Here is a 23,126-nt window from a genome sequence, read left to right on the forward strand (position 1 = left end):
CTCGATGTGCCGGTCACCTGCCGCTTAGACACGGCCGATGAAGTGCATGTCTACCAAGCGGGCGGGGTACTACAGCGCTTTGCACAAGACTTTTTGGCGCAATAAAGCATAAAGTGAGTGAAGGCTTTGAATGCCTTCACTCACTTTATCTAAATTACCCCAAACTCAGGTTAAACTACTTTATGTTGAGGTAGCCAATCGCTGCATAACTCACCCCATTTTTCCCATTCTGCTTAACTTGATATAATGCATCATCGGCGTATTTTAGCCCTTGTTTAAAAGTACAGTTCGGATTACTTAATGTCACTAAACCAATACTTACCGTTACCCGATGTTCGGTAAAATACTCCTCGACAGAGTTACATATCCTTGTTGCTGTCAGTACGGCTTCATGTTGCGTTGTGTTCGGCAATACAATCGAAAACTCTTCGCCACCTATTCGTCCAAATATATCGCTTTTACGTAATTTACTCGAGATTAAAGTACAAAAGGCCTGCAGCACATTATCGCCAGTACAATGACCATAAGTATCATTAATATGTTTAAAATTATCTAAGTCTAAAATAAGCATACTGAGTGATTGACCATTAATATTTGACTGCGCCATCTGCGTTTCGGCAAGTTGAAAGAAATAGCGTCTAGTGTATATGCCAGTCAGCCCATCGTAATACGCTAAATCCTCAAGCTCCTTCTCGCGCGCCTTGCGTTGGGTAATGTCACTGAGGCTCCAAATAATAACTTCACTATCACTACGATGCTTGTTTGCTGCAAGTTCAAGCCAACAACACTCAGCATCGGCGTTTATGAGTGCAACGTCGAGCGACAAAGACTCAACAAACTGAGAAGTACTGAGGTAATGTTGAATCTTCTCTTTAGATGTATCATCAAAAAAAGAAAGAAAAGGTTGGTCAGAGAGCATTGATTGATTAAGCAGTTTGCTTGCTTTTGGGTTTGCGCAGATAGTTAGGAGGTCTCTGTCTGTCACAATGAGTGCGCAAGGGCTACGATCAAAAAATATTTTAAACATTGTGCTATCAATCTGCTTTGCTTCTTCGAATAGCGACATCGTTTAACTTCCTTGTTGATAGATGTATTCTTATGTGAATCTAAGCATAGTAACTCTTCTAATATTCTTCAAATCAATACGCTACTGTTCTCCCAATGAGTTTGGAGGGGCGAATTAGTGTTTTGATCTGTACAAACAACTAAATCAATTGGCAGATATGCACGCAAAAAAATGTGACGATACCTATCAATGAATAATGGTCTATAACAGCTTTTTTAAGTGTTTGATGGGGATTGCATAGGTAATCGCACTTGGGTCAGATAACAAGGATTCTTTGGTAGATTTGACTAACACTTTATTGATGACCGCCACGACCTCACCCGTTTGTGGGTCGAAAACGGGGCTACCACTATTGCCAGGATAGGCAGTGGCGTCAAGTTGATAAACATTGTAAGGGTTTTTAAGCGCTTTCAATTGCTTTATTGTAAGCGATTTTGTGTTTTTTGCGGGCGTAGCAACAGGAGTAATGCTAGATATAATCCCTCTGTGTGTGACAGGATTAAGACCTAGTATTGCGCCGATAGGGAAGCCGGTAAAAGCAAAAAGTTCGCCTTCTTTTACATGTTTTGATGATAAAGATAACGGTTTGAGTGGCTTGCCTGATATTTTAATCACAGCCAAATCATGCTGGGTATCAAGTTGCTCGACGTTTGCATAGCGCATTTCTATGTTTGCCCCTTGTCCAATATATATCACCAGTTTTTCTTTTTTTGCATTGAGGTTGGATGGGATGACATGGGCATTGGTTGCGACTTGATGCCCATCTCCAACGACAAATCCTGTCCCAAGTATGTTCGATGTTGGTGATGAAAGGCGGTTGTATGTCCCTATCGCAACAATCGAAGGCTTTATTTTTTCGATGGTATTAGGTAAGCCTGCTGCATGAGTTGAAGAGACTAGTGATAACACGAAAAGGTAACAGATGTAGAGTAATCCTTTTGTCATAAGTATTCATTCCCAGTTGTGTCCGATTTAGAAAGGTACTAAATCGGACGATGGTTTCGGTTTGAATGTTTATTGACCTGAACGGCTTACCTGACTTTCAAGTTCGCTCTTAGCTGCAACCAATTGAGGGTCTTTAGTGACGATCTTCGACAACACGTCACCAGCTTGTTCTAATTGTTGATCTGAAAGCAGCGCTTCAGCAAAATGCAGTGCAACTTCGGCACTTTGTTGGTTACGATTATAGGCTAATTCAAGAAGTTCTAATGCTTTACTGATGTTACCTGACTTAAGTAAGCAATAACCGTAGGTATCGGCGATTTGATAGCTCTGACTAGCCACTTCATGTGCTTTTTGTGCGTATTTACAAGCGGTATCAGTTTGGTTTTTGTCTAAATAAAGCCAAGCAAGGTTGTTGAGCGCAATCGCGTTTGTGGGGTGCTTAGTAATAATATCTTCATATTGCTCAATTGCTTTGTTGGGCGTCGACTCGATATGCAATTCAGCCAGCTTGAGCTTTAAAGGCGCAGCAGACTCACCATGTTCGTCAATGATGCTGTTTAAGAAATCGATGGCTCGCTGCGTTTGCCCGCTTAATTGATAAATAGCGGTGAGCTCTTTGGCTGTCTGTAGGTTTGGTAGGAGTTCATAGCGTTTCTTTTGTACTTCGACTGCGGCGTTATAGTCTTCTTTTGCGATGTAAATCAGTCCCTGAAGACGCAGTACATGAGGGGTTTTCTGCACTTCATCAGGCAGGGTATTTATCTTGCGTGTTGCTGATTTAAGATCGCCCTTTTTAATCCGTAGCTCTACTTCTATTAAAGGAAATAGGATGTTGTTAGGGAAAATCTTTTGAGCCTTCTTGGTGAGTTTTAAACTTTCTTTGATATCATTATCGTTGCTGGCTAAATGAATACTTTGTATGTAAGGGCTTGGATTATAAGGTTCTGCAGAGATCCAGTTTAGATAGCTCTTCTTCGCTTCGGAACGCTCCCCCAATGAAAGGTAGAGTCCGCCAAGCAGCTTCCAAACTGTTGCATCTTTGTCTACGCTAGGTAGCGCTTCAAGCAAATGAATCGCCGCTTGTTCGTTGCCGGATAATGACAATGCATTGGCTTTTTGAATTTTTAAATGGCGATTAAATGGATCTGCTTCAATTTGCTCGTCGAGCAGCACAAGTGCGTCTGGTAGTCGCTTCATTTGATGACTGTAATCAATGAATCGTCCATTTACTTTATGGTTGCTTGGCATCTGTTTTTTGGCTTCGATGAGTAAAGCTAATGCGTTCTCAGTGTTGCCAGTATCGAACTCAATGGCTGCGATCTCAACGATAGACTGGACATTATTCGGGTTAATTTTTCTAACTTGGTTAAAATAAGATTTAGCGGCGTCAAGTTGCCCTTTCTCTTTGGATACGAGACCTTTAACCATTAATGCGCTAATATCATCTGATTGGTTGGCGAGCCAGTTATCGGCGATCGCATCAGCCTCATCCCACTGAGCATGAGCTAAATAGTAGTTAATTAGCCCTTGCTTCGCATCTTCGAGTGAAGGGTCACTATGTAAAGCGGATTGCAGATTTTCTACACCGGAAGCATCATTGTTGGAAAGCTTGATCAAGCCTACCGTAGCTTCAGCCTGACTGTTATTGTTGACAGAAGCTTTTTGGGCCAATTTCAAAGCGGATTGATGTTTTCCTACTTTAGCCAGCTCTAAACTGGCTTGAGATACAAACCGGCTGTCTTCTGGCGATTTGATCTCATAGTTATTAAGCGATTCAATTGCTTCATCAAAATAACCCAACTTGAGCTGAGTGGTGCTGTAGAGGCGATGGACGAGGTGATTGGCTGGTAATTGTGGGGCAATTTTAGTAAATATTCTGTGCGCTTGTTCGTATTGGCCAAGTTGATATGCGGACACCCCGGAGATCGTTGACGCACCAAGACTACTAGATCCATTATTTAATGCACGATCGGCATGAACTTTTGCCGTCGCATAATCTTTTTCCGAATATAGAATCATGGCTTCAAGTTCGTTAACTTGAGGAACTTGATTATTTATTTTTAGCAACTGTTTTACCATGGGTTTTGCTTCGGTAAACCGATCTGCATGAACCAACGCATTCGCCATGAAAAATAATGCATACTGCTTTGCACCTGGTGAAATTTTGTACCAATGAGTGTAGCTGTCATACGCTTTATCAAATTCTTTCTTTGCTAGTTCTATATGGCCTTTTAGTTTCCAAATATCGCTATTCGAATTCTCAGATGCTAAAAGTTGTTTGACTTCTTGATAAGCCAGATCCTTTTCATTGCTCGCCGTTAGATATGTTGCGTGGGCGAGTTTGGCATAAACGGTTTCTTGACCAGCCTGGTCTATTAACATTTTTGCGCTATCAAGATTGCTTAATCTGATTTCGGCCATTGCGGCGATAGCGAGTATATCGGAAGAGGAAGGGGAATCACTGAGCTCAAATTCTTCGAGAAGTAACACTACTTCGTCGGATTTGTTTTGGTTTAGCAATGAACGAGCCAGGAGTGGCAAACTTTCATCGATGTTATGACCATATTTTATCGCCCTAGATAGTTCTTTTTCAGCATTCGCATAGTAACCCTGTTCGAGATAGATCTTCCCTATCATAAAGCGAGCTAAGCCATCTTCAGGCGATTTCTGGATAGCATTTTTCAGCTCAATCATGGCAGCGTTAGTCTCGTTTTTACTGAGGTACACTTTAGCACTATCAATGTATTTGTTTGCAAAGCCTTCTTTCGAGAAAAGTAGAGTCGCAATTGTCAGTCCAACTAGAGCAAGTCGGTTAGGTACAAAATCCATTTCATATGACATGATATATCTCGGCATTAAAAAGTTTAAACATTTTTAGAATAGACGCTATTAGTTAAATGTATAAATTTTCATTTATTTTTAAGCAAAGGGATGATGTTCAACCCATAATTGGATGGTGTGACTGAATCGTGCAATGGCAGTTTCATGCAAATTCGAGGAGATGTCGCCAGGAAGACGAGACCCAAATGGATGGGCCACGTAATATTTAAGGATGAATTTTGAATAGTTGGCAGCGGAATAATATTCAGTGTGAGATATACAAAAAACCAAGTAAGGAATGGCTGAGTGAGGCGTGGTGTGATTTAGAGTTGCACGCTAAACCCAGTATTTTCCTTACGTGGTTATGGATTGGTTCTTGGTTAGATTGTTTTGTTAAAGATTTTGCGGTGATAGAAGCACGGAAAAATAATAGAACAGTTGGATTGGGGATAATTGTGACTCAATCCGAGCACTTTCTTTTTATTTCCTTTAAAAGCAAACACTTTCTTCACCGAACAGGCATCCCTGTACATGATCAGATTTGGATTGAGTACAATGATTTTCTCATGGATGCAGAGGATGAAGAGGCAATTCGCGCTGCTATGATTGAACGCCTTACCTACGAAGTAGATAAGACTGATGCGATTGTCATTGGAGCCAGTGACAATACCAAGTTTGATTATATTAGCCGCTTAGGGTTAAAGAAAAGAACCGTGTGGGAAACCAATAATTACGCCCTCAACTTAGAAGAGCTAAGGGAAAACGATCAGTCAGTACTTCAATTTTTATCACGTAACTCTCGGTATCAGATTGTAAGAAGTATCAAGAAGTATAACGAGATTGGTGATATTACTTTGGAAAAGGCGAGAACCTTCGAACAAGCCAAGGAGATGTTACAAATTGCAAAACCGCTTCATTTGGCTCGATGGAATGGTGAGCATTCTCGAAGTGGATTCTCTAACGATGATTTCATTGCTTTCCACGAGCGTTTGATTGAACAAGGTATCCATACTGGCGCAGTCGAGCTCTATCACATTAAAGCAGGTAACGAGACCTTGTCGGTCATGTACAACTTTAGGCACGACAACCATATTTATTTCTACCTATGTGCGATCAATTATTGTCGCAGCAGTAAGCAGTATAAGCCTGGTCTCGTTTCGCACTATTTACTGATTAATAAGGCATTAGAAGAAGGTATCTCCTCTTACGACTTCATGGGTGGAACGGCGAGATACAAAGAGACATTTTCTAATACCAAGGGAGAGTTGTCGGTTAATCAGTACGAACATCCAAGCTCATTGCTCATGTTGGAGCACGCTTTTCGTAATACAAAACTTTGGATTAAGAGCCGAATCAAGGGCCCAACTTAAGGAGGGCATCGCCATGAGTTGTAAACTATTAATTGGTGGACCGAAATGAGTGAATTGCACTAGGAGTATTGTGGAATGCTCGCCGATTTGAATAAAAAGATTGCGATTGGCTACCTTTGGAACCTCTTAGCAAAATGGTTGAACAGAAGCGTAGGCTTGATATGCACGCTATTGCTAGTCAGGATCTTAGAACCAGCAGATTTTGGTATTGTCGCGTTAGCCAGTATCGTTATGGCCTTTTTTGTCATGCTTTCCAACGCTGGTACTGACAAATACTTGATAAAAGCAAAACTCTGCTCGGATGAAATGCTAGATAGCGCCTGGTCACTGAATATCACATTGAAGCTCGTTTGCAGTATGACGTTAGCCATGTTGGCAAAACAATTGGCAGTCTATATGAATGAGCCCGCATTAGTAGACGTGTTACTAGTATCTTGTTTAATTCCGGTGTTAAGCGCATTCAAAAACGTGGGTTTGGTTAGATTTGAAAGAGAACTCAATTACAAACCACTCACTCAACTTTCCGTTACCGTTAAGATAGCGGTTGTTCCAGTGACGTTAGCGTTGGCGCTGTATCTTAAAAACTACTGGGCTTTGGTGATTGGTCTGATCGCCAGTGAAGTTATGACGGTGATAGGGTCGTATATGATTCATCCGTATCGTCCCAAATGGTCAATTAAGTTATGGCATCAACAATGGTCTTTCTCTAAGTGGCACTTGCTGTCCATGACGAGCGGTTACTTGCGTTCGCGTATCGATGCCATCTTGCTCGGGCGTTATTTAACCAGTAGTGACGTGGGGATCTATCGTGTTAGTCAAGAGTTTGCCTGGCTTCCTTTTACTGAGCTGATTGCACCTGCAACAAGCTCGATGTATTCGGGGCTAACGCAAGTACGAGAAGATAGGGAACAATTGAGTAATAGTATCTTGAGATATTTAGCTATTTCCTATCTTTTGGTTGTTCCTTCTGTGCTCGGTATCTTTGCATTGAGTGATCTTTTTACAAATGTTGTCTTAGGCCACAAATGGGCTGAAGCATCGCCGATAATAGGCATGTTAGCCATACTTATGCTGTCAATGCCATTAAACATATCTTTACAGGCGGTTTTAACGAGTTTATCGAAAATAAAGTATCTGATTCTGCTCGATATAATAATGATAGCTGCGGTTGTGAGCATAATCATCTGGCTATCTAGAAGCGGCAGTTTTGAACTATTGGTCTATACCGAGTATCGAGTTCTACTGGTGGGTTTGTTTATAATTTTGCTATGTCTGTCCTATAAGGCTCTTGTTGGTATGTCCGTTCTTCGGTTAATGCTAGTTGTTCTTGCTCCCATGCTTCCTGCCATGGTGATGGTGCACGTTGTGACCATTATTGAAGGGCTGCTTGATTATCCAGATGTGATAAATCTAATGATTTTGATTTTGGTTGGCATCTTAGTTTATGCCCCACTTATGTTAGTGGTAATTTTCTCCTCAAAACAATGGCTCGACGAATATGCTTTTATATTGAATGTATTAAAGAAAATGAGACCTTCAGTACAGAATGGATGACTATACTTACTGGAAAAGTAAAACAGGGATGGTTGATAGCCTTAGTTGCCACAGGAATTATAGAAGGTAAGGGTAGTGAGAGCACGGAAAGCGGAAAAGGCGCTTCAGATAACGGACGATTTTGAAGCACAAACAACAAAAATTAAAAAGGAATCGCCGACGGTTCTCGTTTTAGGCGAAGACACGCGTAGCTTTCTTTCGGTGATACGCTCCCTTGGTAGGGCCGGCTATACGGTGCACGTAGTGTGCTATGATCGAAAAAGTGCCTCATTACAAAGCAAATACATATCGCAATCATTCTTTTATAATTATCAAGCCTATACGCATGAACAGTGGCTAGCCAATGTGTTGTGCTTGATTGAAAGGTATCATTACGACGTGATTTTTCCTTGTGATGAAAGAGCAATCTACCCACTTTGGAAGATAAGGGGTAGCTTACCTGTAACCACTAAGCTCGCCATCGCCAACCAAGAATCTCTTGATGTTCTTTTTGATAAGTGGAAAACGAAAAAAGTCGCGCGACGGTGTCAAGTCCCTGTAGCAAATGGAAACTTAATCAAACATTCTCAATATGACTACCAGCAGTTGAAAAATGAATTTGGAGAGAAGTTTGTACTTAAGCCGCTGCAATCTTTTGAAATGACGTCTTTAGAGAAAAGAAATAAAGTTGTTATTGTTAATGCAGAACGAGACTTTACAGATTTCATACATTCCAATTCGGACAGTAAATATTGCTTAGTTGAGAGCTACTTTAAAGGGAATGGAGAAGGGTTATCTGTTCTTTCATTGGAAGGAAAAGTTCACTCTGCATTTTCTTATAGAAGATTGGCAGAGCCGTACTCTGGGGGAGGAAGTTCCTATCGAGTTAGCACGGAAATTGAGCTAGAACAACTAACTGCAGTAGAGGCGATTTGCCGTGAAACAAAGCTAACCGGTTTAGCAATGTTTGAGTTTCGAAGAAACCTACAAACCAATCAGTGGATTTTAGTCGAGGTCAACGCAAGAGTGTGGGGCGGACTTCCTTTAGCGGAATATGCCGGCGTCGACTTTCCGAGGATGTATGTTGATTACCTCTACCATAATGTTGAACCCTCAATTACAGGCAAATATTCTGCTGGTATCACCGCCCGATCATTGACTTCTGATCTGTATGAAATTAAACGTGAAAGCGAAAAGTTCTCAAGAGAAGGAGGGCGTTTAAAAGCATTAACACATATGGGGTCACGTCTCGCTAAAATAATGCGATGTATTGCACCTAAAGAAAGCATTGATAGTTTACGCATTGATGATCCCAAGCCATTTATTGCAGAAGTAAGAAGTATTAGAACAAACATTACCAATCCTATCCTCAAAAAAAATCGTTATCTCACGCTTTATCGTAGATGGAAGGTCAAAGGTCAACTACGAATGTTACTGTTAAGTAACCCGAGAAGAAGAGTCGTTTTTATATGTTACGGCAATATTATTCGAAGCCCGTTTGCAGAAAGATATTTTTCCAATCTATTAATCTCAGATGAACTAACTTTGCCGATTGACTCCTTTGGTTTTCATCAAAAAGAACGAAGAACGAGTCCAAATATCGCAAAAATAGCGGCACAACAGATGCAGTGTGATTTAAATCATCATACTTCTAAATGTTTGAGCCAGCTGGATCTTAATGAAACGGACATCGTGATTTACTTTGACGAAAAGAACCGACATGCCATTAACACAAGTTACCGAATCCACCATGCATACTGCGCTGCAGATTTTCTAGACAGCCGTTATCCCGACCTTAGTGAAATTGAAGATCCGTATGAGAGTGATGTAGAGACCATTGCTGAGTGCTACAAAAAAATAACAAACGCATTGAATAACTTTATTGAAATTTATAGAGAGGCGAAGCGATGAGAAAACTAAAACTGAGTGTCGTTATACATGCTGAGGAAGAATTTGATTGGGATGGGGGCTTCTTCCGGTCAAATACGAGAGTAAATCATGGTAGTGAGTTGATTGAGTTGGTCGATGAAATAATAAAGGTGGGTGGCAAAGTAACCTTAGCCATGGATTACCCTTTCGTTACAAGCGTTGATGGGAAAAAGGTCATCCAACATTTTAAGCCGTTACAAGGAAACAAGATAGAATTTGCGACGCACTTGCACCCCTGGGTGAACCCTCCCTTTGAACATGACCAAAATGAAGTAACGAATCGATATTCTTTCCCCGGGAATCTGGCTCGGGATATGGAATTTAATAAAATCAGAGTGCTCACAGAAAAGATAGAAGAAGAAACCGGAACTCGACCTGTCACATACCTTGCGGGAAGATATGGTATTGGCACAAACAGTGCGGAGATACTCAAAGAGTTAGGTTATAAAGTAGACTTAAGCATCTCCGCTTACTCCAACTTTTCTCATGTTCAAGGTCCGAACTTTGTCGACTATACCAATCAAATACATACCAAAGACGGTCTGACGTATATCCCCCATACTTGTTCAATGGGCGCGATAAGCAAACGGCTTGAAAAACACTTAAACCTTACGCCTTCGACCATTGGCTTTATACAGCGAAACAAGACGTATCCTTTGATTGCACGGATGTTACGAATCAGAAAATACCGTTTGTCGCCGGAAGGTTTTTCTTACCCACTTATGAAAGCGATGACTGAGAGCCAAATGAGTATTGGTCAGAACGAGTTTGTGGTTTCCTTTCACTCGCCTAGTGTAAAAGTCGGCGGGACTCCGTATGTGAGAACAGAAAAAGATTTAGATAATTTTAAACAAGCACTATTTCAATATGTTGACTGGTTCAATTCCATTTCAGGTAGTTCCGTTTTTTTGCCTAGTAGGGTGTGTGACAATGATAAAATTAAAAATTTTTTTTAACAAAACAATGCATGTGAAGAGATATTATTATAAATCTATTATGGAAATATAAAAATCTTAGATAATTAATTGATCGGCAGAGCACCGTAGTAGTCAATATTGAATGATCGAATAGATAACGGTATTAATAAATTAAGTTAGGTGTAAAGTTGAATGTTCAAAAAAAATTGATAAATGCATATTTTTGGAATGTGTTTGGAAAGTGGGGTGTTCGTACTATTGGCATTGGTAGTACTTTAATCCTTGTACGTCTGATAGCTCCTGAATCGTTCGGTATTATTGCATTGGCTGGAATTTGTATTGGTTTCTTTGAAACGCTTCAGGCAATTGGTATCGACCGTTATTTAATAACTAAAACTAGTCTTAGTCCCGAGGATATGAACTCTGGATGGACGCTTAATATAATATTAAAGTTAACGATTAGCTTGGCTTTGGTTATAGCTTCACCTTATATGTCTTATTACTTTGATGAGCCAAGGTTGGATTTGGTTATCACAGTGGTAGCGGTTAATGGTTTTTTTTCTTCGTTCAATAATATTGGGTTGATCAAACTTAAAAAAAACCTAGAATTTAAAATGATCTCTTATCTTGAGTTGGTTGTTAAAGTTATATCGACAGTGATAACTGTAATTTTTGCTTATTTCTCACCAAACTATTGGGCATTGATTGTTGGTAGTGGCGCTTCTGTCTGGATATATCTTTTTGGTAGCTATATTATATGTGATTATCGGCCTAAGTTTAGATTTAAGTTTGAACGTTCGATGTTTTCATTTTCTATATTTATCGTATTTAGGAATGTTCTAAGCTATTGTAGAAACAGGGGGGATACTTTTGTTGTCAGCAAGTTATTTGATGTGTCATCTATTGGTAAATATAAGGTAGGGTTGGATTTTGCCATTATGCCGTTCTCTGAAATTATTATGCCTGCTGGTCAGGCAATGTTTCCAGGTATGGCTAATTATAAAAATAATAAAAATGAGTTGTTGGATAAATCTTATAAGTACTTAGCACTTGTATATTTATTCCTCATTCCAAGTGTCGTGGGTATTTGGTTTATTGCGCCGCAATTTTGTACTGTTATACTTGGCGAGAAATGGAGTGATACCGCACCTATTATGTCATCGCTCGCTATATTGATGATCGCTTACCCTATTAGCGCAATGACAAATAATCTGTTTGATTATTTAGGAATGCCAAAATTTGGTGTGTTCAATGATCTTTTTGGATTGATGTCATTATTATTCATTGCAATATCATTTACATTTGATGGTGTTGACCAATTCTCACAATTTAGAGGTTATATTGGTTTGGCAACTTTCTTGTTTGCTATTGTATTTGCAAGGATTACGATAAGCTTTTCGATAAAGAAAATGTTAGAGATTATAATTGTTCCCGTAGCAGCATCCTTTTTTATGTATATTGCTTTATCTAGTGTATACTTTGATAACAGTATGACATTGCTTGGCATGCTTTCTAATGTTTTGTTTGGTGCAATGGTTTATACATGTTGTTTATTGTTTTTAATTGCGATATTTAAAAGTTACTCGGATGTTTGGTGTTTTTGGTATGCGAAAATAATAGACGCATCGAATGGTTTAAGAAATTTTAGAAAACCATCTTGAAAGCCATAAGGTAAGTCTGTCACTAAACCGTGACTAGTTTTTTACCTGCAGGTCTTTTTTACAGTCAACATATATAAATAGTTGTTTGATATAGATAACAGTACCTATGTTTTTATTTGATTAACTTTTTCTATTGGTGAACGATGCCAAATTGCCGTAAGCAAGGCATCAAGGACAAGCTCTTTGGATATTTTTCATTGACCAACCAATTACCCGCCGAGAGAACAGGTCTACAACTACCGCCAGATACAGCCAGCCTCCGTGCGTTTTGATGTCTGTAATATCAGTTACCCATGATTGATTGGGCGCGTGCGGGTGAGCTCTTGGGCGAGCTTGTTAGAAACAATGATGTTTTCGATACCACCTTTGGCGCGTGGCTTTCGATAGACTCTTTGCGACTAAATACCTTCTCGCTTCATTAGACGATGAACTTGGTTAATTCCACAAATTTCCCCTTCATCTCGCAGGTCACTGTAAATTTTTCGATAACCATACACACAGCCTGACTCTAGTCAAATTGCTTCATCAGTCCAAGAATAGGCGAAATTTGTCTAGGAGATCGGTGGCAGTCCAATCATTGGCTCTAATAAGAACTCATCAATGTTTCATCTCTTAGAACGTGTTGCATGAGTACTGTTCAAATGCTTGAAAGTGATCGCATACCCTCTGAACGATTAAAGCTATTTAGGCCCACTGTAGTATGTTTCTTGTTCAGTTTGGCTTGGGAGGAACAATTATGGCAACAAAAAAATTATTCGCCTGTTTTTTATTGGGCGCTATGTTATTGGGGTGCAAAACTACCCTTATCGATCAGTCTTTTACGGCTGATACGAGTTGGCAAACGATAACATTAGACAATGGACTCATTCTTCATATAAAAGAAGTACCGGGGGAAGCGGTATCGACGCGCTTGTTGGTTCGCACTGGTTCTAGAGATGAAGCGGATGACCAAAAAGGTTATGCGCACTTTCTTGAACATATGGCGTTTAACGGCAGTGAGTCCTTTCCTAAAAATGAGATAGTCGTTCTATTCGGTGAAGACGGTGTCGCGTTCGGCCAGCACCTCAATGCTTTCACTACACATGCGAATACCGTCTATCAGGTGGATCTTCCTTCTGATGACAAACTTACCAATGCCTTAACCTGGTTCAGAGAAATTGCGACTTCACTGTCTCTAGATCCTGAGGAAGTGTCTAAAGAGCGGGGCGTTGTTCTGGGAGAAATGCGTTCTCGATTTCAAGCACATGGAAATCCAGATTTTGAAATTTACCAATTAATTGCAGAACAGTTATACGATGCCAAAGGGGATGTTATTGGCAACGAAGACAGTATTCAAAATATCTCAGAGCGCCGATTGAGAGATTTCTACCAAACTCACTACACACCAAATCGCAGTGAAATCTTTATTGCTGGTGATGTTGACTCTACTTCGGTGATTACCGAGGTGGATGCCATTTTTGGCCAGTGGTCTGCACCAGAAAAAGGGGCTCCTACCAAGAATATCTCACCACTTAAACGCTCAAATAGTACCGTTCTCGGCGGCAATGACGGTTCATTCCCATCAACGACCTTACTGTTGGATCTAGGTGCAAACCCAATGGTGTCGGCAGCTGATTTTGAAGACTTTGCAGCGGCGAGCATCTTGTCTAATGCCATCAGCACGCGCTTGAACGATCGGGCGCGTGATTTGAACGTACCCATTCAAAATACTCATGCAGTTCTGATTCAATGGTTTGAGCATATGGTGATGAAAATCCATATCTCCTATGAAGCGCAGGACCAACAAAAAGCAATGCAGTTTTTGGGTAAAGAGCTGGCAACGTTGAGAGACCATGGTTTAAGCACTTTGGAGCTGGATGCACAAGCTAGTGCTTTCCTAAAACTCGAATCAACCTTTGCGGACAACTACACGGCACGTAACTTTGCCGAGGATCATGTCTTCTTTCGTATGATAGGCAGACAAACCTTGTCTCCTGAGACTTACAAGTCGTTGTCTGAAGACTTGGTCAATCGTGCTGACAAAGCGTGGTTTAACAAGAGGCTAACAAGTTTGCTTGAAAGTGATGATATCCAAACTCTCGTTACCATCGATCGTCATAACTTTTTCACTGAAGCACGACAAGAACAATTGGCTTTCGTTTCTGATATGGAGAAAACGTTCAAGCAGAGCGGCAAAGCGCTAATATTACCGGAAGTACTATCAGACTTTCCCCAGCCAAGTAATAGCGGTGAAATCGTGTTAATTGAGAAGCTCGACCCCAGCACGACCAAGTGGCAACTTAGCAATGAGGTAACGGTTTACCTAAGGCATATGCCGAATGCTGGCGATGAAGTTCACGTTTATGCAGGCTCAAAAGGTGGACTGGCAGCCCTTTCGCCTTCACTTCGTCCCGCTGGCGATTTGATTGTAGGAGCTTATGCTGAGAGTGGTCTTGGAGGTTTTTCCTCCAATGATTACAATCGTTTGATGCTCAAAGAAAATGCTTATCTTGAACCAATCATTTGGGAACATTTGCACGGTTTCTATGGAGCATCAACCAAAGCCTCGTTGCCTTTGGTCCTTGCCTCCATTTATCAAGGCTTTCAGCACGCAACACTTGATGAAGAGATGTTTGCCCGTTACAAAACGCAATTTATAACAGGCAGTCGGCAATATCTCGAATCGGCGGATGGAAAGGCGTTTAAGGCAGTCTCAAATGCAATTTATGATTCTGACTCCGTTCGCCATACGAGAGCGTTAGATGATTATGAAAAAGTGACGTCTAGTGACGTGAAACTTGCCTATGAGCACCTCATGAAAACCAATCGTGGAATGGTATACGTCATCGCGGGAGATATCGCAGTAGACGAATTAAAACCACTGGCAAGAAAGTATCTGGCGGCTATGACGTTCAATGAGTTATCCGCTAATGAGCTCTATCAAGTGAAGTTAGATCCTAATGATGAGGAACTCACAATCGCGTTTGGACCGGCAGGTAATAATGTGGAGTTATTTTCCATGTTCGCGCGTAATGCGAAGGAGAAAACCACTAAGGATTATTTCTTGGCTGACATAGCAGGGCGTATTGTAACTTCCCGTTTGACGGAACAAGTCAGGGAATTCGGGAGTCTGGATTACTCACCTCACTCTTTTGTAATTTGGCCTGAAGGTGCAGACACCCAGCAACTGTTTATTGTGATCAACTCTTCTCTCATCAAACGAAAAGAGGCACGAACAGCCCTGAACAAGATTGTTAACTCTATTGGTAATGGAGCCACTATAGAAGAGTTCAACAGTACAACAAAGCAGTTATCTCATGCCCTACAAGATGGTTTATCTCAACCAAAAGAGCAGGCAAGAATGATGTTCAACTATGTACTTACCGATGCCGATCCTTTGGCTGTGGTTAATCCTGATAGTGTGATTGATTCATTGAGTCAAGAAGACATCAACCAGTATCTGAAGGCGTTTACGTCAAAAACAGCTACTCGGATAGATGTAACTAACTTGCCATCAGGAAACTAATGATTATGCCGGGCATTGCCCCGGCTTTCTAATGTTGGAATGGATGAGAAAACTGATCACTCGAACAGAGGTTTGACATACTCTTAATAATTCATCAAAAGCTAATTTAACAAAGGCAGTGACAAATAAGTGTCCACCTTCGAGTCAGCCTATTGTCGGCAAGCATGTACTTACAGGCCACCTTGGAACAGAACCTGATATCCTCAGAATGACTTACCAATGGCAAAAAATTAGTTAAACTGTTAAACAGAGTTACAAAAGAAACCGATCTAATTTTTTCTGTTTATGAGTAAGATAAATGCAAAAAGTTAGATTTTAGAGTAAAAAGTTAGATATTTTTGTGTAACCCTTGTGCGTAAAAGGATTCCTAACTTTTTTATCTAACTTTATGTTAAGGATATTTTTTTCATCCCACCACTTGAAATCGGTCGGTGATCAGACAAAAAACGTATTTGTAACGTAAGCGACTGTTTCGCGCCACATTTACCTAAACAAAACCAAATGATATGTAAGCGTCTAATTAGTATAAAGATGTTCAATAAATGCCCATAAGCTACTAAGGAAACCATCATGAAGAAAGTACTCATTATTGTAACTAACCATGCGAAGCTTGGTGAAACTGACAAAGCAAACGGAACTTACGCACCAGAGCTAACGCATGCGCTTAGCGAGCTACTCGATGCTGGCTTTGATTACGACATTGCTTCGATTAAAGGTGGTCAGGCACCATTATATGGTACTGATATCGAGAGTGATGCAGTAAATGCGAGAATCTTAGCTGATGATGATTTTCAAAACCGTATCAACAACACGATTCCAGTGTCACAGATTAACGGCGATAGCTATGACGCAATCTTCTATCCAGGTGGTTTCGGTCTTCTTTCCGACCTAGCGAGCAACGAAGACTTCGCAAAAATCTCGGCAAAACATTATGAAGATGGCGGTATTCTAGCAGCCGTGTGCCATGGCCCAGGTGCTCTTCTACCTATCACGCTCAGTAATGGCAACAAGTTGCTCGCGTCTAAGTCAGTGACAGGTTTCACTCGTGAAGAAGAGATCGATTTTGGCACTATCAATGATATCCCTTTCCTATTGGAAGAGTTTTTGGCACGTAGTGCAGCTCGTTATTCTAAAGTTCAACCTTGGCAAGAGCTTGTGATTGTGGATGGTCGTGTTATCACAGGCCAGAATCCAACAAGTGCTCATGCCGTTGGTAAAGCCATCGTGGATCTATTGGCCTAAGCGATAATTAGGACTTAAACCGCACCTCGATGTGGAAACTAGTTCGATTAGCATTTCACTCCCACCACCACAGTTGGCACTTTTTGGCTATGAAATGTAGCCATTCGAGTTAGCTAACCGAGCTAACTCGAAAATGTCTAAGAGTTTTCTGTAATACGCACAACACAAAACCTTGGAAAATCCGCCCATCACGTAGTGTGTACCGGCGTTTTTCAAGGTTGTTGTCATCATTCGCTTAGTTATTAAGCGGCTTCTTTTTCTGGATTTAGATGAACCTCACCAACGGGTTCACAGATTCCTAATCTTGCCTGACCAACGCTCTGATGAAGTATTACTATTTGGCACAGCGGATCCTGAACGTCTAAGTTGCTACCGCCAATGATACAAGGTTGCAGTGCTAATACCTTCCTCTTTTGCTACCTGGCTTACAGACATTGAATAAGGAGGTAGTAGCTTCTTCAATATCGCTTCTTTTGTTTCTGTTGGAATGCGATTCAAAACTCATTCATTACCACCCTAACCGGTTAAATTTTAACAGTGACAACAATCCTGTCAGATGGGGTTAGAGCACGTTTTTTAGGCTCTGGAACCGTCACTTGGGGATGATATAGAGCAAAGAATTTTTTCAAGATCGTGTATTTCGCACGCCTCGTTTCAAACTTCTCATGTTCCGTTCTTCTCCAGTACCCAATCAATTGCCGTTTCCCAATAGAATCAAGTCGCGCTATTCCCTCGTGCTGAAAAATATCGTTAATGATGGCGATAAGCCGTTTCATCTGTTTTTTTTTGTACGTCGATTTCTTCCCTTTCTTGGTATAGGGCAGCATACATTGATGAATAAGCGCATAAGTTTGATGGTGCATAACTTACCCCAGATAGTTGTTGGTAATGGAAATACGAGAATGTCCCAAGGCTTCTGCCACACATAAGCGCACCTGTTCGTCTCGAACTTTAGCTTCACTCTTTGAAATACTGAGCACACTAGCGAGATAAGCGTGATGTGATTGATGTGAAATGCCGCTTTGTACGGGACTTTTTACGCCCATGAGACGTTCGTACATAGCGTTAGCAAAGTGATGACGTTCTTGATGGCAATGCAAAGACTGAGATGTCAGCTCTCGATACACTTGAGATTGATACTGTGCCCAGGTTTGATGCTCAGGAATAAGGCTTGAATCATTTCCTTGAACCATAACGGCACGTTGTAACGCTTCAATCTGTGAATAGGCATGAATTGGAACTTCTCTAGGTCGACCGCCTTTCGTTCCCTGTTCGATGCGAACATTCTGTTTTGTTAAGGCTTGGTTTAGAGCTTGTTTTGCATCCATCAAACAAGATTCTTTGAGGCGAAGCCCTAATTCTCTCTGTAAGTTGAGTTGAATCCCCAATCTTTCAGAAACGCTCTGTAACGCATTTTTGTGTGCATTTAGAGTAGCACTCTGGTCTTGGGTGGCTATCCCTGTTCTAGTTGGTAGTCCGGCCTCCCTGACGCCTTCTACGCGGCATTTGGTGTCTAATCTGGCGTTTTCCATCGCTACATTCACTGGAGATAGATAATTTTGAACGGTAGACGCTGATATTTCACCACGCTCGTAACGGTCATTAAGCTGCTCCGCAAACCCTTTTACATGGCATTGCTCCACTTTGCGTAAATCCTTAATGAGGTAGTTCTCTTTCAAGAATCGAGTAAAGGCACGTAGTGCGCTTTGCACCGTTGCATTGGACGCATAGCCATTACCTTTCATTTGGTAGGCGGTCATGAGCGCACGAGTCGCGTCACGGCTACGTAGCCCAAAATTTCGGACATTAAGATTTCTGTTCATCGATGTTCCTTGTTTCTTTTCCTTGTTTGCTTGTTGTCTCGCCATGCTCGTCTAGGACGTTAAGTTAAGTGATTACGCACATTTGATTGCGGGGATATCAGCTTGTTGTGCTTCAAGAATGGGCTTATTGCATCCCTCTGATACCGGCGAGTTTAGAAATATTGTCTTTGGTGAACATGCCTAGGGTTTGCATCGAACACGCTCTATTTCAAACGAGTTCGCCCTAGCGCCTATGCTCTGACTTTTTGGTTTTTAAGCTCCTTTCGGAGTGGTTTTGAGGTGGGTGAGAGTGGCTTTCGACCCTAAAACGACCAGAGATCCTTTTCTGAAGGCGCGAGCGAAAAAAGCTCGAAGTAAGAAGGCAAAAGGATTTTTGTTCGATCTAGAGGCGATAGTTAGCCTGTCGTCTAATTGCTTTTTTTCTAAAGCTATTAGACGAATCTCAGTGGAATTAACGAGCAAAGTCGTCGTGGTATTCGAGCGCGATGTTCTCGAATGGATTTCAAAAATGAACTTGTGCTCATGATTAAATGAGAAATCGTAGTTGGTTTAAAACTCGCTACGAAGCGTTGGATGTGAACATTGTTTGCTTCTCTTAGTAGAAGTAAACAAAAATGTAACGTACATGTCGAGTAAAGACGTGTTTTCAGACAACTGAAATGACAAAAAATAGGTGTAAGAAGCGCAGGCTATCATGGTTCATGATGTCCTAAGCTCTTTGATTTGAGCAAAAGTTGAAATGGCATAATGGACACTTATATCAATGATATTGACCATTATGATCCTCATCGAGGATAAATTTTATCTTAAAAGCAGAGGTGCGGTGTCGCTGCTTTCGCCGCCTAAGCGATCTCGACGATTCTCGTCCGACATACTACCGTTTCCGGCAACCACGTTGTAGCCTCTAAAAGAGGACTTTAGATGCTCCAAGTAGGAGCGTTTAGTGACAATCCAAATAGGGCTATCGGCTAAAACTTTCATACTTCACTCACGCTATCACGAAGTTAAAAATTTCCAAAACACTTGATTTAAAGAACGTGATTAAGGTGTTGAGTTTGGAAGTTTGAAAGTAGTGTTACTGTGGAGCAAAAAGGAATAACAACGCCATGCTTCATATTATTCAATTTATTAACGCCATTTTTGTCGTGTGTCTTTCGTTGGTAACGGTTAGTGACAATGCTCAGTTTTGGTTGAAGTGTATAATTGGTGGATATGCATTTATTCTTCTGGTATTCGCTATGTTTGCCTTTTACAAAAATCGGAGGAAGGCTCAAAGTAAAAATGAAAAAGGATAACGACGTTAGGAGGTGTTTGTGAATGGTCTATTTGTGATTATTGGTGTCGCTCTGTTGATCAGTATTTTTGCTCTTTACTCGCCTCAGATAAGCGCATGGTGTGAGAGGCAGCTCGCTAAGAAAGATGACAAAAGTGCCCCTTAGAGGACGTTTTTTGTTTCAAACGAACGCTCTGTTTTTTGCCTTGTAAATCGCTCTGAGAGCGTCACAAACTTACAGTCCGATTTATGGGTAAGTAGGGCTTAGTGAGCGCTTCTAAACCGCATCTGATGCGATTAATGCGCTCTGAGGGGTGTTTTTGATAGCAAACTCGCCCGTTTAACATAAAAGGAATAATGAACACCTGGTTTGATTGCCACAAGAAAGTCTTTCTCAAATTATGCGCGTTCTTGCCATCTAATTTTTCTTTTCTCTGAGTAACTTATTGATATTTAATTGAGTCATTAGAGAAAAGGCGGCATTATAGGTGAATAAAAAATGGCATTTAGCCGTTTAATAAGCGTTAAGTGCTTGCGAGCGATGTTAGCGATAGCGCCTTAACTTGAAAGAAGATATAATTACGCAATTTTTTTGTATGCAGACTAGAGTGAGGATAATGGAGCACCAAAGTGGAGATGCCGCAGAAGTACCGAGTTACTTTTCAACTAAGTTGGCTCAAGTTGGCGATATCGGAATATATTTAGCAGCTGCCGCTGTAGTCGGGCTAGTACTTTCACTGGTTTTCATGAAGACCAAACGCTCTGAGATGACAGTGAAGATTGCTAAGCATACGCACTCTTCCTATGGCCAACTTTTATTGACATTAATCGGTATATTTTGGGCGTCAATTATTTCGGTATTTGGTAGTAAGCTACAAGAACAGTGGTTTGAAGGAAAAGTATGGGGATCTGAAAACCTATTTTTTGGTTTGTCTGTGATTTTAGCTTCAGTTTTAAGTGTTCTTCATTACATCTATAGCCAAGTTAAAGAGCAACAAAATCAATCTAGGCCTTCTTTCGAATCTATTAATGAAAATAGTGTTCAAACTGTGAATTCAATGAATATTATTAATAGTTGTGTCTTAGACTTACAGAATATAGTTAAGCTGGAGAAGAATAAGCCAGGCTCCGTATTAGGAGACCCCGAAACATCAGAGAACTACGACAAAACTCTAGATAGTGCTATTGAAACCTGTATGAAATCAATATTGTTAGTCACGAAAAGAGTCAATGAGGGGAACCACGATGTTAACGTTAAGGCTAACATTTTTAATTTGATTCCAGCTAGAGCTGCACATGATAGTTTTTCATGTGAAGCTAATCATAAGCAAGAAAATAGTTCTATATTTACCAAGAAATCAATAGACTGTTCACCGTTTTTTTTGTTTTCTTCAAATCTACACTCTCGCCTTGAACAGTGTGACTATGTACTAGCGTGTGATCAAAGTTACACGTGTGAAATTGATAGAAAGAATAACTTTAAGAAATGCAGCACAGAAAAAAAGGAAGGAATTCCCGCTATTTGTATGCCTGTATCTCATGATTCTAACTGGAGTGATAAACTACCTCACCCTAATTTATTTGGCGCGCCAGAAGCAATAATAAATAGAAGGGAGGTATATGTTGATAATATTAATGAACATATTGATTTGTTCTTCAAAGAACTCGCTAAATCACCTAAATATCGAGATCACAAAACTGGGTACTACGAGAAAAATATCCGAAGCTATTACGAAAAAGATAAAGATAAGCCTAAGTCAATTTTATCAATCCCACTATTGAAATTTGATATAGATGTTAACAATTTGGATGTGTTTAATGAATCAATAATGCATGCATGTGTAGTGAATATATATGTGAATAGGACTAATTTCTTGGAGAATGAGTTGAAATCAGAAGCTTTTTATTCCATGTTAAAACCATTATGTCATAACTTATCACTTTTAATTTCTTTAAAAATTGCTTATGCAAACGTCTTAAAAGACTATACTATGAGTAATCCTAACAAGTCATTGAGTGAGGAAAAGGGGGTTGTTAATGGATAGAAATACATTTTGGTCACATACAGCACCTTCTTACGAGCTGATTGAATCAGATGACTCTTGCGAAAATGTGTATTCGTTAAGTGGTGATGAAGGAGAGCAGCGTTTGTGGAGCTCGAGTTCAATTACTCATTATCACATCGAAGCTTTGCCTTCAGACGACCAGCCATCTATCACTGTAAGGGTCTTTCATACAATCGACGTCGAACACGAAGATCGGCGTGAGAAAAAATTTAAGTGGTTTAATAAAAGGTAAAAGCACTTAACAATCTGTTTAAGAGTGATTCGCAACGCTTGGCATTTTTGCTATGCGTTGCGTTTTGCGTTTAAGGCGGTGTGCTGAAGCTTTGGTGTTGTGTTGCTCACACCTTAACAGGGCGTTATGGCGCAGGGCAGAATTTAGCTAAGGGAACTAGATGAGTGAGAAAGTGAAAGTAGCTTTGAAGTGGCTGAAAGGACTTTTGGATGCAGAGAGCATTGAGTACCAAATAGTCGGTGGACTAGCTGCAACTATTCATGGTGGCAGCCGTGAAATTGCAGACATAGACCTTTATATTCACAACTCTGATGCAAATAAGCTCTTGGCTCACGTATCTCAATTCATATCTAAACCGTTAACTCGTTATACTGAATACGGTTGGGATTTAGAGTATTTCCAGTTGGTTTACCAAAATCAAAAAATTGAAATCGGTTTATCTCAAAATACTAAAATTCAATCATCATTGGACGGTTCGTGGCATCAACTAGAAATCGACTTTGTAAAGTCAGTTGTCAAAAGTTACCAAGGCATCGAATTACAGGTTATTCCGGCACATCAACTGGTAGAGTACAAGCGAATATTAGGTAGGGAAGTAGACCTAATTGACATTCAACAGCTAGCTTCAAGTTTAGCGCCATAACACATATGAGCCTTCTGCCTGTCAATAGGCAATAACATCCTATTGGCTGCGTGAGCAGCCAATGCTCTTCGAACAACAAAGTTATCTACTTCGCTTTGTCA

Annotated in this window: 18 protein-coding genes and 2 pseudogenes; 12 read left to right on the forward strand and 8 right to left on the reverse strand. The window is 40.6% G+C overall.

From position 1 onward, the window contains the following. Positions 1-105 (forward strand): annotated as a pseudogene (locus AK966_RS20480) (aconitate hydratase); the annotation flags it as partial. Between the two features lie 70 nt (positions 106-175). On the opposite strand, the gene AK966_RS19460 reads toward AK966_RS20480, so the two are convergent. From AK966_RS19460 to prsT, 3 genes are all read right to left on the reverse strand, one after another. Then, positions 176-1,066 carry a sensor domain-containing diguanylate cyclase gene (locus AK966_RS19460; RefSeq protein WP_119464749.1) on the reverse strand — a complete coding sequence of 297 codons (891 nt, stop codon included), beginning with the start codon at positions 1,064-1,066 and terminating at the stop codon, positions 176-178. A 201-nt stretch (positions 1,067-1,267) separates the two neighbouring features. After that, on the reverse strand, positions 1,268-2,011 hold the full coding sequence (locus AK966_RS19465) for a serine protease (RefSeq protein WP_099081182.1): 744 nt from the start codon (positions 2,009-2,011) through the stop codon (positions 1,268-1,270). 69 nt (positions 2,012-2,080) lie between these two features. Beyond that, positions 2,081-4,852 carry an XrtA/PEP-CTERM system TPR-repeat protein PrsT gene (prsT, locus tag AK966_RS19470; RefSeq protein ID WP_220473361.1) on the reverse strand — a complete coding sequence of 924 codons (2,772 nt, stop codon included), beginning with the start codon at positions 4,850-4,852 and terminating at the stop codon, positions 2,081-2,083. A 218-nt stretch (positions 4,853-5,070) separates the two neighbouring features. Between prsT and AK966_RS19475 the strand changes: the two genes are divergently transcribed. The 5 genes from AK966_RS19475 to AK966_RS19495 all read left to right on the forward strand — a co-directional run bounded on the left by AK966_RS19475 (position 5,071) and on the right by AK966_RS19495 (position 12,241). After that, positions 5,071-6,201 (forward strand): GNAT family N-acetyltransferase, encoded by a 1,131-nt coding sequence (locus AK966_RS19475; RefSeq protein WP_119464751.1) that lies wholly within the window; start codon positions 5,071-5,073, stop codon positions 6,199-6,201. Between the two features lie 75 nt (positions 6,202-6,276). Then, entirely contained in the window at positions 6,277-7,755 is a 1,479-nt protein-coding gene (locus tag AK966_RS19480; RefSeq protein WP_119464752.1) for an oligosaccharide flippase family protein, read from the forward strand. 75 nt (positions 7,756-7,830) lie between these two features. Beyond that, entirely contained in the window at positions 7,831-9,645 is a 1,815-nt protein-coding gene (locus tag AK966_RS19485; protein ID WP_119464753.1) for an ATP-grasp domain-containing protein, read from the forward strand. Then, entirely contained in the window at positions 9,642-10,619 is a 978-nt protein-coding gene (locus AK966_RS19490; protein WP_119464754.1) for a hypothetical protein, read from the forward strand. The genes AK966_RS19485 and AK966_RS19490 overlap by 4 nt, the downstream gene beginning before the upstream one ends. 149 nt (positions 10,620-10,768) lie before the next feature. Beyond that, on the forward strand, positions 10,769-12,241 hold the full coding sequence (locus AK966_RS19495; protein WP_182852765.1) for an oligosaccharide flippase family protein: 1,473 nt from the start codon (positions 10,769-10,771) through the stop codon (positions 12,239-12,241). A 195-nt stretch (positions 12,242-12,436) separates the two neighbouring features. Here the strand turns inward: AK966_RS19495 and AK966_RS20265 are convergent. Next, positions 12,437-12,753, reverse strand: a pseudogene (locus AK966_RS20265) (IS3 family transposase); the annotation flags it as partial. A 224-nt stretch (positions 12,754-12,977) separates the two neighbouring features. Here AK966_RS20265 and AK966_RS19510 point away from each other — a divergent pair. Next, positions 12,978-15,746: a pitrilysin family protein gene (locus AK966_RS19510; RefSeq protein WP_182852767.1), complete on the forward strand. Its 2,769-nt coding sequence runs from the start codon at positions 12,978-12,980 to the stop codon at positions 15,744-15,746. A gap of 570 nt (positions 15,747-16,316) precedes the next feature. Beyond that, a complete protein-coding gene (locus AK966_RS19515) occupies positions 16,317-16,988 on the forward strand; it encodes a type 1 glutamine amidotransferase domain-containing protein (protein ID WP_119464757.1) in 672 nt (223 codons plus the stop codon). Positions 16,989-17,357: 369 nt separating this feature from the next. On the opposite strand, the gene AK966_RS20485 is transcribed toward AK966_RS19515, so the two are convergent. The 4 genes from AK966_RS20485 to AK966_RS19845 all read right to left on the reverse strand — a co-directional run bounded on the left by AK966_RS20485 (position 17,358) and on the right by AK966_RS19845 (position 19,792). Further along, positions 17,358-17,423 (reverse strand): hypothetical protein, encoded by a 66-nt coding sequence (locus AK966_RS20485; protein WP_409120358.1) that lies wholly within the window; start codon positions 17,421-17,423, stop codon positions 17,358-17,360. A gap of 89 nt (positions 17,424-17,512) precedes the next feature. Then, positions 17,513-17,851: a hypothetical protein gene (locus tag AK966_RS19990; protein WP_182852769.1), complete on the reverse strand. Its 339-nt coding sequence runs from the start codon at positions 17,849-17,851 to the stop codon at positions 17,513-17,515. Between the two features lie 3 nt (positions 17,852-17,854). Continuing rightward, a complete protein-coding gene (locus tag AK966_RS19530) occupies positions 17,855-18,811 on the reverse strand; it encodes an integrase domain-containing protein (protein WP_182852770.1) in 957 nt (318 codons plus the stop codon). Positions 18,812-19,612: 801 nt separating this feature from the next. Further along, entirely contained in the window at positions 19,613-19,792 is a 180-nt protein-coding gene (locus AK966_RS19845; protein ID WP_143699963.1) for a hypothetical protein, read from the reverse strand. Positions 19,793-20,124: 332 nt separating this feature from the next. Between AK966_RS19845 and AK966_RS20270 the strand changes: the two genes are divergently transcribed. The 4 genes from AK966_RS20270 (at position 20,125) to AK966_RS19555 (ending at position 23,025) form a co-directional block, all read left to right on the forward strand. Continuing rightward, the gene (locus tag AK966_RS20270; protein ID WP_259343787.1) at positions 20,125-20,250 is read left to right on the forward strand and encodes a hypothetical protein; all 126 of its coding nucleotides are present in this window, start codon (positions 20,125-20,127) and stop codon (positions 20,248-20,250) included. A 451-nt stretch (positions 20,251-20,701) separates the two neighbouring features. Further along, positions 20,702-22,129, forward strand: a complete 1,428-nt coding sequence (locus AK966_RS19545) for a hypothetical protein (RefSeq protein ID WP_147422383.1) — start codon at positions 20,702-20,704, stop codon at positions 22,127-22,129. After that, positions 22,122-22,382: a hypothetical protein gene (locus AK966_RS19550; RefSeq protein ID WP_119464761.1), complete on the forward strand. Its 261-nt coding sequence runs from the start codon at positions 22,122-22,124 to the stop codon at positions 22,380-22,382. Before AK966_RS19545 ends, AK966_RS19550 begins: the two co-directional genes overlap by 8 nt. Before the next feature lie 160 nt (positions 22,383-22,542). Further along, positions 22,543-23,025: a MazG-related protein gene (locus AK966_RS19555; RefSeq protein ID WP_119464762.1), complete on the forward strand. Its 483-nt coding sequence runs from the start codon at positions 22,543-22,545 to the stop codon at positions 23,023-23,025. The last annotated feature ends 101 nt before the right edge of the window (positions 23,026-23,126 follow it).

The sequence above is a fragment of the Vibrio sp. PID23_8 genome (assembly GCF_003584965.1).
In the GTDB taxonomy this organism is placed as follows: Bacteria; Pseudomonadota; Gammaproteobacteria; order Enterobacterales; family Vibrionaceae; genus Vibrio.

What these genes read in the sequence shown, in the direction of transcription:
- AK966_RS19460 (WP_119464749.1), bottom strand. Translation starts at nt 1,066, where the DNA reads ATGTCGCTATTCGAAGAAGCAAAGCAGATTGATAGCACAATGTTTAAA.
- AK966_RS19465 (WP_099081182.1), bottom strand. Translation starts at nt 2,011, where the DNA reads ATGACAAAAGGATTACTCTACATCTGTTACCTTTTCGTGTTATCACTA.
- prsT (WP_220473361.1), bottom strand. Translation starts at nt 4,852, where the DNA reads ATGTCATATGAAATGGATTTTGTACCTAACCGACTTGCTCTAGTTGGA.
- AK966_RS19480 (WP_119464752.1), top strand. Translation starts at nt 6,277, where the DNA reads ATGCTCGCCGATTTGAATAAAAAGATTGCGATTGGCTACCTTTGGAAC.
- AK966_RS19490 (WP_119464754.1), top strand. Translation starts at nt 9,642, where the DNA reads ATGAGAAAACTAAAACTGAGTGTCGTTATACATGCTGAGGAAGAATTT.
- AK966_RS19510 (WP_182852767.1), top strand. Translation starts at nt 12,978, where the DNA reads ATGGCAACAAAAAAATTATTCGCCTGTTTTTTATTGGGCGCTATGTTA.
- AK966_RS19515 (WP_119464757.1), top strand. Translation starts at nt 16,317, where the DNA reads ATGAAGAAAGTACTCATTATTGTAACTAACCATGCGAAGCTTGGTGAA.
- AK966_RS19990 (WP_182852769.1), bottom strand. Translation starts at nt 17,851, where the DNA reads ATGCACCATCAAACTTATGCGCTTATTCATCAATGTATGCTGCCCTAT.
- AK966_RS19530 (WP_182852770.1), bottom strand. Translation starts at nt 18,811, where the DNA reads ATGAACAGAAATCTTAATGTCCGAAATTTTGGGCTACGTAGCCGTGAC.
- AK966_RS19845 (WP_143699963.1), bottom strand. Translation starts at nt 19,792, where the DNA reads ATGAAAGTTTTAGCCGATAGCCCTATTTGGATTGTCACTAAACGCTCC.
- AK966_RS19545 (WP_147422383.1), top strand. Translation starts at nt 20,702, where the DNA reads ATGGAGCACCAAAGTGGAGATGCCGCAGAAGTACCGAGTTACTTTTCA.
- AK966_RS19550 (WP_119464761.1), top strand. Translation starts at nt 22,122, where the DNA reads ATGGATAGAAATACATTTTGGTCACATACAGCACCTTCTTACGAGCTG.
- AK966_RS19555 (WP_119464762.1), top strand. Translation starts at nt 22,543, where the DNA reads ATGAGTGAGAAAGTGAAAGTAGCTTTGAAGTGGCTGAAAGGACTTTTG.